Annotated in this window: 8 protein-coding genes; all 8 read right to left on the bottom strand. The window is 50.6% G+C overall.

Annotated elements, in window-relative coordinates; translation table 11 throughout:
* Nucleotides 1-103: 103 nt before the first annotated feature.
* Entirely contained in the window at nt 104-748 is a 645-nt protein-coding gene (locus FJM74_RS21825; protein WP_187264775.1) for a porin family protein, read from the bottom strand.
* A 617-nt stretch (nt 749-1,365) separates the two neighbouring features.
* Entirely contained in the window at nt 1,366-2,034 is a 669-nt protein-coding gene (locus FJM74_RS21820) for a porin family protein (protein ID WP_187264774.1), read from the bottom strand.
* Between the two features lie 330 nt (nt 2,035-2,364).
* Nucleotides 2,365-2,955: a porin family protein gene (locus FJM74_RS21815; RefSeq protein WP_187264773.1), complete on the bottom strand. Its 591-nt coding sequence runs from the start codon at nt 2,953-2,955 to the stop codon at nt 2,365-2,367.
* A gap of 228 nt (nt 2,956-3,183) precedes the next feature.
* Nucleotides 3,184-4,722 (bottom strand): YifB family Mg chelatase-like AAA ATPase, encoded by a 1,539-nt coding sequence (locus FJM74_RS21810; protein WP_187264772.1) that lies wholly within the window; start codon nt 4,720-4,722, stop codon nt 3,184-3,186.
* A 344-nt stretch (nt 4,723-5,066) separates the two neighbouring features.
* Complete coding sequence (locus tag FJM74_RS21805) at nt 5,067-5,630, bottom strand: CHRD domain-containing protein (protein WP_187264771.1); 564 nt, start codon at nt 5,628-5,630, stop codon at nt 5,067-5,069.
* Nucleotides 5,631-6,176: 546 nt separating this feature from the next.
* Complete coding sequence (lpcA, locus tag FJM74_RS21800) at nt 6,177-6,764, bottom strand: D-sedoheptulose 7-phosphate isomerase (protein WP_187264770.1); 588 nt, start codon at nt 6,762-6,764, stop codon at nt 6,177-6,179.
* Between the two features lie 9 nt (nt 6,765-6,773).
* On the bottom strand, nt 6,774-7,115 hold the full coding sequence (locus FJM74_RS21795) for a hypothetical protein (RefSeq protein ID WP_187264769.1): 342 nt from the start codon (nt 7,113-7,115) through the stop codon (nt 6,774-6,776).
* A gap of 120 nt (nt 7,116-7,235) precedes the next feature.
* Entirely contained in the window at nt 7,236-9,071 is a 1,836-nt protein-coding gene (locus tag FJM74_RS21790; protein ID WP_187264768.1) for an ABC transporter ATP-binding protein, read from the bottom strand.
* Nucleotides 9,072-9,668 lie beyond the last annotated feature (597 nt).

Raw genomic sequence — 9,668 nt, 5'->3', positions numbered from 1 at the left:
TTGGGGATACTGGTGCTCCTCAGATTTTATATTTAGAAGAGCTTTACGCTTTCTACCAGAATGCATATCTGACATCATTTCTAATTTAATACCAGGCGCAGCCCTAAAGTATGCCAGGCAGGAGGTACCCGATAGACACCTGCCACACGGAATTCCGCATGTTAAGATCCTGGCTGGAGAAAGAACGAAGACCGGATGTGTGGCGAATACCCAGGAAAAAACCATTTTCGAAAGCAAGCCCGCCTCCTATGGCATAGCCGTAGTCGAACGGTCGGAATTCGCTTCTTTCAAACTCCTGATGGCCCAGTATCTGAGGGTTGGCACTGCCCGCCGTGCTGCTATTAATCCGGCTCACGTCGCTGTTGGTGCTGATCAGGTAACCAAGATAGGGGCCAGCCTCCGCAAACAAGCCTCCTGCCCTGAGTTTTAGGAGAAGAGGGAGTTCGAGGTAATTCATGCGCAGGTCGCCGGCGTAAGCCTCGGTCTGGTTCACCTCGTAGGTGCTGTAGGTAAAGCCTTTATTGCTGTAGAGCAGTTCGGAGTGGAGCGTTACAGGAGAGGCGAAATCGTATGCGGCGATGAGGCCGGCATGTAGGCTGGCATAGCGGTTAACCTGGTCAGAGGGGGCATGCTCTCCTACTGCACCGGCCACCCCGCCTCCTGCTTTTCCTCCAAACCGGAAGTATTGTGCCTGCGCTGCCAGTGCCGGGCTCAGTACCAACAGGAGCAATAAGATTTTGTTTTTCATGGGTAACGCAATATAGGTGTTGTGTATAGCCGCAAACAGCGGCTTTCCTCTTGTACTGCGCCCGCCCGAAAAAGTTAGTTGCCTGCGCCTGCTGTGCTTGCCATAGTACTGCCACCGCCGGCTTACTGCCTGGCAAACAAGTAATGTCCTGCTGCTGCTCGCTGCGAGGCCTTCTGTCTGTTTTGTTGTATAGGTGAGGCTCCGAGCGCTCACGGCTGGGGAAGGGGCCCTATAAAAGCGAGGCCTCCGTCCCTGGCCATCGGCGCTGTGTTCGCTCCTGCCAGGGGTGCAGGGGCCCCTTTTAGACTCGCTAACGCTCAGGCTGCCACTAACGTGGCACCGGACCTCTCAAATAGAGGGCCCCTTCCCCCGGCGCCTCAAGCCAGGGACTGGAATTTTTTTAATAGCTTGTTTAGGTTCTTCATATCCAAATCTTCTCATCTTCAAATCCCCAAATGGAACAATTAGCACATCAGCACATTAAACCATTAGCACACTAAACTAATTATTCTAATGAAAAAGGCCCTCCGGAGCCTTTGCTGCTGCTGCCAGTGCGGAGAAAACAAAAAAGCCAGCCTTGCGCTAAGCAGGGCTGGCTTTTTCAAACCGAAGTAAATTTACTTGCCTCCTATGGTAAATCCTACCGTTACCATGATCACCGAGTGGCGCGCATTCGATACATCACCTCCAAAGTTCACGTCTTCTTTTACAAAATCGCTGAAGTTGCCGTTGTAGCGCACGCCAAAGCTGATGCCGTTGTTAGCTGCCAAACCGATACCGGCGGCATAGCCTGCCTCAAAGTCAGACAAGCCTTCTTTGCTTTTCTGGCGGGTGGTTTCGCTCACGAGCGTACCATTGCTATTGTAGGTTTTCACTTCGTTGCTTACGCTTAGCAGGTAGGCCACCTGCGGACCGGCCTCGAAATAAAGCGGGCCTGCTTTTATCCTGGCCAGAACAGGGAGGTCTAAATAATTGTAGTTAACATGGCCTTCGCGGTAGCCAGGATTTCCCAGGCCGAGCAGCACCGGTACCTTTTCGTCGTACTTAAAGCCTTTTACAGAGTAGAGCAGCTCCGGCTGGATAGACAGGAAGTTGCCGATGACGGGGAAGTTTAAGGTAGCGCCGGCATGAAAACCGATCTTGTTCTTAAATAAGTCTTCATTTTGCAGATCGCCGGAGAGGTTGGTTATGTTGGCGCCGCCTCTGATGCCGAAACTGGCAGTCTGTGCCTGTGCAAAACTGAAGGCAGACAACATAATAGAGAATACTAAGAGTAATTTTTTCATAATTGTAAAATGTTTTAGGTAAACCCTTATACGTCCCTTCCTGAAAGGAAGCTTGTAAGCAATGTTGATAAAGTATAAATTTATATATATTGATATCTGAATTCCAAATCCTTTGGTTCGGGAAGTAAAAAGAGTAGTTATCTGGCCTGTTGCAATAAATGAGCCACAATATGGCGCTGCTCTATATAGAAGTAGGCGATATACGTGCTGGCTCTTTGAAACATGCTGATTATTAATGGTATTCGTGTTTAGGCCGCACACAAAAACACCCGGCCCTTTAGAGGCCGGGTGCTGTAATAAGTTTTATTTTGTACTAATGGATGTTGCGGTTTAGCGCGTCGGAAGTGCAAAGCCAGCTGTTAACATGAATACGGAATTTCTTAGATTTGGATTATTTCCGTCCGCGTCTATAGCTTTAGAGAAGTCAGAGTTGTATCGCACCCCCAGGCTTATGCCCAGCGGGGTGGCCGTTAAACCTACACCTGCCGCATAGCCAAAGTTCGTGCGGCGGAGGTTGTCAGGATCAAAAGTTATGGAGCCTGCGGATGAGTCAAACTCCGCCTTTTCGCTTATCCTGACAGCTACCTGTGGCCCAAGCTCAAAATAAAGCGGCCCTGCGTTAATCCGCCCCAGAACAGGTACTTCAATGTAGCTGGCGCGCAGCTTAAAAGCATCGTTTTCTGTTTTGGCGCCCTTCTGCGTGTAAAGTACTTCGGGCTGTATCATTAAGAAATCTTCAATAATACCGAAGTTAGTTGTTAAGCCCGCATGGAATCCCCATCTTCTCTCAAAGGCATCGTTATCTTCGCCTTCGAACCCGGCCAGGTTCGCGCCTGCTCGTACGCCAATACGAGGCGACTGTGCTTGTACGGCAACAATGGTTGCCAGAACAAATACCAGAGATAGAATAGTCTTTTTCATAATCTTGTTTTTTGTTAGTTTGGGTACTCAGGCTTCCTTATTCGAATTATGCCTGCTGATAGCCTAATACGGGCAAGCCAAAGGAAAGTATAGAAAAAATTATCTTTTTCGGGCTGTAAGGAGCTGCTCCGGGAGCAGAAAAATTAATTTTTCAAAAAAAAGAGCCGTAGCGTTGGCTGCTACGGCTCCTGATAATTTGCTGACCTTTAGTTTGTTGTGGTGTGGCTCTTAACCGGCCCAGCCTTCACGGTCCAGGCTTCGGTATTGGATGGCCTCTGCCAGGTGTTCAATTTTTATTTCATTGCTTTTTGCCAGGTCCGCAATGGTCCGGCTCACTTTCAGGATGCGGTCGTAGGCTCTGGCCGACAGGCCCAGGCGTTCCATGGCCGTCTTAAGAAGCGCTCGGCCAGCCTCGTTTATCTGGCAGATTTCCTTTACCATTTGCGAAGGCATCATGGCATTGGAGTGGATCGAGTCGAAGCCTTCGAACCGGTCGCGCTGCACCTCGCGTGCCGTTACCACCCGTTCGCGGATCGTGCTGCTCTCTTCGGCCTTTCGGGTAGAGGTCATCTGGTCGAAGGTGACGGGCGTTACCTCTACGTGCAGGTCTATACGGTCGAGCAAGGGGCCGCTTACCTTGTTGAGATAGCGCTGCACAATGCCGGGGCCACACACACATTCTTTGTCGGGATGATTATAATAGCCACAGGGGCACGGGTTCATACTGGCGATCAGCATAAAATTGGCCGGAAAATCGATGGAGGTTTTGGCGCGGGAGATCGTGACACGGCGCTCCTCCAAAGGCTGTCGCATTACCTCCAGCACGGTGCGCTTAAATTCCGGAAGCTCATCCAGGAACAGCACGCCGTTGTGCGAAAGCGAGATTTCGCCGGGTTGCGGCACGCCTCCTCCGCCTACCAGTGCCACATCTGAAATGGTGTGGTGCGGCGACCGGAAAGGCCGCGTAGACAAAAGAGAGGCAGCAGTGCCCAGCTTGCCGGCAACGGAATGTATTTTGGTCGTTTCCAGCGCTTCGAAAAGCGACAGGGGCGGCAGGATAGAGGGCAGGCGCTTGGCCAGCATGGTTTTGCCGGCGCCAGGAGGCCCGATCATGATCACGTTATGGCCACCGGCTGCCGCTATCTCCAGCGCCCGCTTGATGTTCTCCTGCCCCTGCACGTCGGCAAAGTCGGCGGTGTACCTGTCGGCGCTGTTGTCGAAAATTTCGCGGGTGTTTACGATGGTCGGCTCTATGTGTCGTTTGCCATCCAGAAACTCCACCGCCTCCTGCAGGTTGGCAACGCCTATTACGTCCAGGTTGTTAACTATGGCGGCTTCGCGGGCGTTGTGCTCCGGCAAGATAAATCCTTTAAAACCTTCTTTGCGAGCTTGTATGGCAATGGGCAGCACCCCTTTCAGGGGCCTGAGCAAACCATCTAACGATAATTCGCCCATGATAATGTAGTCCGAAAGCCGGCTTGCTTCCATCTGGCCCGAAGAGGCGAGTATGCCCAAAGCTATGGTCAGGTCGTAGGCGGAGCCCTCTTTGCGGATGTCGGCCGGCGCCATGTTCACTACTACTTTTTGCCGCGGCATGCGGAAGCCATAGTGCTTCAGCGCCGAATCTATGCGCTGTTCTCCTTCTTTAATGGCATTGTCTGGCAGACCGACCACGTAGTACTTGGCGCCAGCGCCTACATTTACTTCTACTGTAATGGTGTAAGCGTTTACGCCCTGTACGGCGCTTCCGAATGTTTTAATGAGCATAATTTACTGTCAAGATAATTTCCCTGGGCAGGCCAGGCTGCTACCAGTGCTGTTGGTGACCATGCTCGCTTCCGTATTAACTGAGCAACGGCAAGAGCAGCAGGTCTTTGATTTTTTCATCTAACTGTAATCAGTGGCTAAAAAGTTGCTGATTCTGAATATTTTTTATGCTACAAAAATACGAGCTTGTCGGGTTATTATTTTTTGCGCTGCCAAGAACTTTTCAGATTCTATAAGCAACAGCTAAAGTAATAACCGGACAAGCTCGTGTACTGTTATGCCGCTTGTTTCTCTATTAAGGTAAATAGATTTCTTTGCGAGGGGGTAATAGATTATGCAGCTTCTTACCAGTTCGCTTTTAGTTGTCCTCTTATCTCCCCACCAGGAAAATCACCAGGGCCCGTGTTGGTTGGAGCCACACCATCGTTGGTATGAACATTTACATAGGTGTTTCCGCTTTGTATGGCATCCAGAAGATCGCTAAGACTTTGGCCAGCGAGAGGACCTGTTAAATCGGCCGCTGTAATTACGCCTTCCGCTAAAGTGCCGTTAAACCGGCCTCCGCCAGCTGGAGCCGCATACAAAGGTACTACAACCGGGCCATTAACTTCCGGTGCACCTATATGTATATGTGCGCCCACTACATTCTCTATATTCGCCACATTTAAACGGAACCTCAGTTCATTTCCAGCCTTATTCAGATGAAAGGTAGCCACTCCGCGTGCACGCGTCTCGCGCTGCGGAACTTCTTCAGCGCCAGAGAGAGGGGCCTGCGCCTGATACGATGCATAAGATCGTGCATCAGCGCTTTGTTCTGCCGTCAGAAGAGGCTGATTGAGCTCTGTATCTTCTTTTTCACATGCCGTGAAAAAAAATACAGTTACGATTAAGATAAATATTTTCTTCATGTTTTAAATGATTAATTATTAAATAGTTATGATGAGATATACCCTTTTTGTCTTTAATAGTTTTAATTTTAAATATAAATTTTTGAATCTTATAAGTTGGCTTACAGGCAGATGCCGGGCTGGAAGAACGGCAATGGCAGATACCGTTTTCTGATTGGCATAAACATGAACAATAGCGGCAGAATTTTTCATCAGCCGCTCCAGGTAAAATAGTGCGCAAGGCGCATAGGTTGTATTGGGTTTCCGGGAGAGGGTGGCGTGCGACAGAATGGTTAGTGCTCCTCCAATTTATTTTTTTGAATTATGTGCCCCTGCAAAAGAGCTTCAAAGCGGCCAGAGGCCGGGGAGTAGCCGTCTCGAACGAGGACGCTCGCGCCATCATAATGTCTAATTTTGTAATTTGCGCAGCTCTAATGGCCTTTAGGGCGAGGTGGCTCTTTTGGGTGGTGACTTGCCAGAACATCAAAAGCAAAAGGGCTTTTCCGGTAGCATATAAATTATGCTAATGGAAAAGCCCCTCCGGAGGTTCTGCTACTGCTGATGCTGCTACAAGGTGGTTTGCTCTACTAGCTGCTGCTCCAGGAGCAGGATCAGGATATGGATAACCTTGATGTGGATTTCCTGTACCCGGTCGGAGTAGCCCTGGTGTGGCACGCGTATTTCTACATCGCAGAGGGGAGCGAGCTTGCCGCCGTCTTTGCCGGTAAGGCCTACTACTTTCATGCCTTTAGCGCGCGCGGCTTCTGCAGCTTTGAGTATGTTGCCGGAGTTGCCGCTGGTGGTAATGGCCAGCAACACGTCGCCAGGCTGGCCCAGCGCTTCTACGTAGCGCGAAAAAACAGCGTCGTAGCCATAATCGTTGCTCACACAGCTCATGTGGCTGGCATCGGCAATGGCTATGGCTGGCAGTGCTTTGCGGTCGTGGCGGTAGCGGCCGGTGAGTTCTTCGGCAAAGTGCATGGCATCGCACATGGAGCCGCCGTTGCCGCAGGACAGAATTTTTCCGCCCGACCTGATAGATTGTGCCATCAACAGGGCTGCCTGCTCTACGGCTGCAGTGTTAGACGTGTCAGCGATAAAGGCGGCCAGTGTTTTTTGTGCCTGCACAAGCTCTGCCAGAATTGTTGTGATCATGTAAGGTGTTTAGTTTTCTGCTGTTTGCCACTCCTTCATCGTATAAGGGCGGTGGTTAATGTTGCGGTAGGCCTGCCGTTTTTCATACAGCTCGGCTTTCAGTTCGTTTATTTTCAGCTGTGCCTTGTGCAGGTTGTGCTGTTTGTCTGCCATAATCAGCCATCCGAGCCATAATCTGGCCAGCAGCAGAACGGAGCCAGTGCCCAATAGAACTTTATAAAGACTATGCAGCTGCGCTTCGGATGAGAGGTTAAAGAACGTGGCGGCATCTAGCAAGGATGTCAGAAGTAAAATAACCATTAAAACATAGGCAATCACCACCAGATCTAGAATTGTTTTTAATGCTTTCATAGGGCAATGCGGGGTTTGGGTGCGAAATCATACTTTTGGCAAAATTATAAAAAAAATATGACTTTTGTATAAAACCCCTATTGCTCAACCCAGTACCTGTGTTTGGGTCGCTGCATTTGCTCATGCAAGCTGCATCTGGATCAGCCGGGCGTAAAGTCCTCCTGAATCGGCAAGCTGCTCGTGTGTGCCCCGTTCTATAATGCGTCCTTTCTGCAATACCAGTATCTCGTCGGCATGCTGGATGGTGCTCAGTCGGTGCGCTATCACCACGGAAGTACGGTTACGCATCAGGTTGGTGAGGGCATCCTGCACCAGCTTCTCCGATTCGGTGTCGAGGGCGGAGGTGGCTTCGTCCAGGATCAGGATGGGCGGATTTTTGAGGATGGCGCGCGCAATGCTGATGCGCTGGCGCTGCCCCCCGGAGAGCTTGCTGCCCCTGTCGCCGATGGTTGTCTGGTAGCCGTCGGGCGTTTGCATGATAAAATCATGGGCGTTGGCTATTTTGGCGGCGGCTATTACCTCTTCTTCCGTCGCGTCGGTTTTGTTAAAGGCGATGTTGCTGAAGATGGTATCGTTGAAAAGAATCGACTCCTGGGTTACCACGCCCATCTTGTCCCGCACCGATTCCATGGTGTAGTCGCGGATGTCGTGCCCGTCTATCAGGATCTGTCCGGCCGTAGGGTCGTAGAAACGCGGGATCAGGTCTGCCAGTGTAGACTTGCCGCCACCCGATGGGCCTACCAATGCCACTGTTTTACCTTTCGGAATGGTAATGTTGATGTTTTCCAGCACCGTGCTGTTCTCGTAGCCGAATTTCACGTTCCGGAATTCGATCTCCTGCTCAAAGGCTTTTAGCTCCTGGGCCCCCAGTTTGTTCTTAATCTCGGGCATCGTGTCGATCACTTTCAGCACCCGGTCGCCCGACACCAGGCCCCGCTGGATGTTGCTGAACGACGACGACATAGCTTTGGCCGGCACCAGCACCTGCGAGAAAAGCACGATATAGGTAATAAATTCGCTCGGCCCCAGCTCCGACTGCTGCGTGAGCACCAGCATACCGCCATAATATAACAGACCTGCCACCACAGTTACGCCCAGGAACTCCGACAGCGGAGAAGCCAGATCGCGCTTATAAGCAATGGAGCGTTGTATGTCGGCGTAGCGGTTGTTCTGGCCGTTGAATTTGTTCAGGATAAAAGGTTCGGCATTAAAGGCTTTGATAACACGTATGCCGCTCAGCGTTTCGTCAATTATCGTCAGGATAAAGCTTAAAGATTCCTGCCCTTGCTGCGCCTTGCGTTTCAGCCGTTTGGAGATGCCAGCAATAATACCACCCGAAATCGGGAGCAGCAGCAGCGTGAAGAGCGTCAGGTTAACCGACATGGTAAACAGCACGACAAAGAAGGCGATGATTGTGATCGGCTCCCGCACAATAACGGTGAGCGTGTTTACCACCGAGTTTTCCACTTCCTGAATGTCCACGGTCAGGCGCGTCATGAGGTCGCCTTTGCGCTCGTTCGAGAAGTAGCCCAGTTGCAGTTCAGTTACGCGCTTGTATACATCCTGCCGCATTTTCTGCACCACATGCGCCCGCAGCGCCCCGATTACCCGGAAGGCGAGGTAGCGGAAAAGGTTCGCCAGAAAAACCGAGGCGATGAGTACCGTGCACACAAACACCAGCGCCCCCTGTCGGCCCCGCTCCAGGATAACCTGCCCGAAATAGTAGTTAAAGAAATCGGCGATATACTCCACCGACATGCGGAACTCCGGTTTTTCGGCTGCCATAATGGTGGCGTCTTCGGCCCCGATCGTGCCGAAGAGCACGTTGAGCAGCGGCATGATGAGCGCAAAGTTGAACAGGCCGAACACGATGCCCAGAACAGTGAACAAGGTATAAAGCGGCACAAAACGGCTGTAGGGCCTTGCGTACTGTAGTATCCGGAGATAAGTCTTCATAAAGCTGGTTGCTCCCTTTGTGGCCATTTTCTGGTAGCTGCTGCGGCAGGAAAACGGCTTTTCGGGCGGCATATTTTGTACCTGTCGCCCACAGAGGCAGGTGAACAGGGCGTAATTCGTTTGGTTAGGCAGCCACCACAGAAGCCTGCGCCAGCGCCGCCGCAAAGATAGTTAAATTACAAGCTTATTTGTAGTTCGGCAGAAATTGTGGTGATGCTGGAGGGGAGGGGGTTAAGAAGGGGGCAGCAGCAGCAAAAGCTCTGGAGGGGCTTTTTGATTGGAATAATTTGGATGCTGATTGTTAGTTGTTGATTGTTAAACGGCTTAATTGTTATTGATTGTTTTCAGAACTGCCTCACCCTTTGTTGTTATGCTGGCGGAATCTTGTGGGCGGATTGCATCTGCTTGCTGGAAGTAGAGCTTCTGGAAGTGGTTTTTGATTAGAATAATTTATGTGGGAGATGTATAGTATTTTGATTTGATTATATAGTATATTCGTTAGTCCGATTACGGTTATCTGTTAGTATCGACAATAAACCGTATGTTTATTACTGCTATCCAATAGTTAGTGGCAATTAGAATTAGGAAAATGTATAA

The sequence above is a fragment of the Pontibacter beigongshangensis genome (genome assembly GCF_014332515.1).
Lineage (GTDB): Bacteria > Bacteroidota > Bacteroidia > Cytophagales > Hymenobacteraceae > Pontibacter > Pontibacter beigongshangensis.
This window is presented reverse-complemented; position numbering and strand designations above follow the sequence as displayed.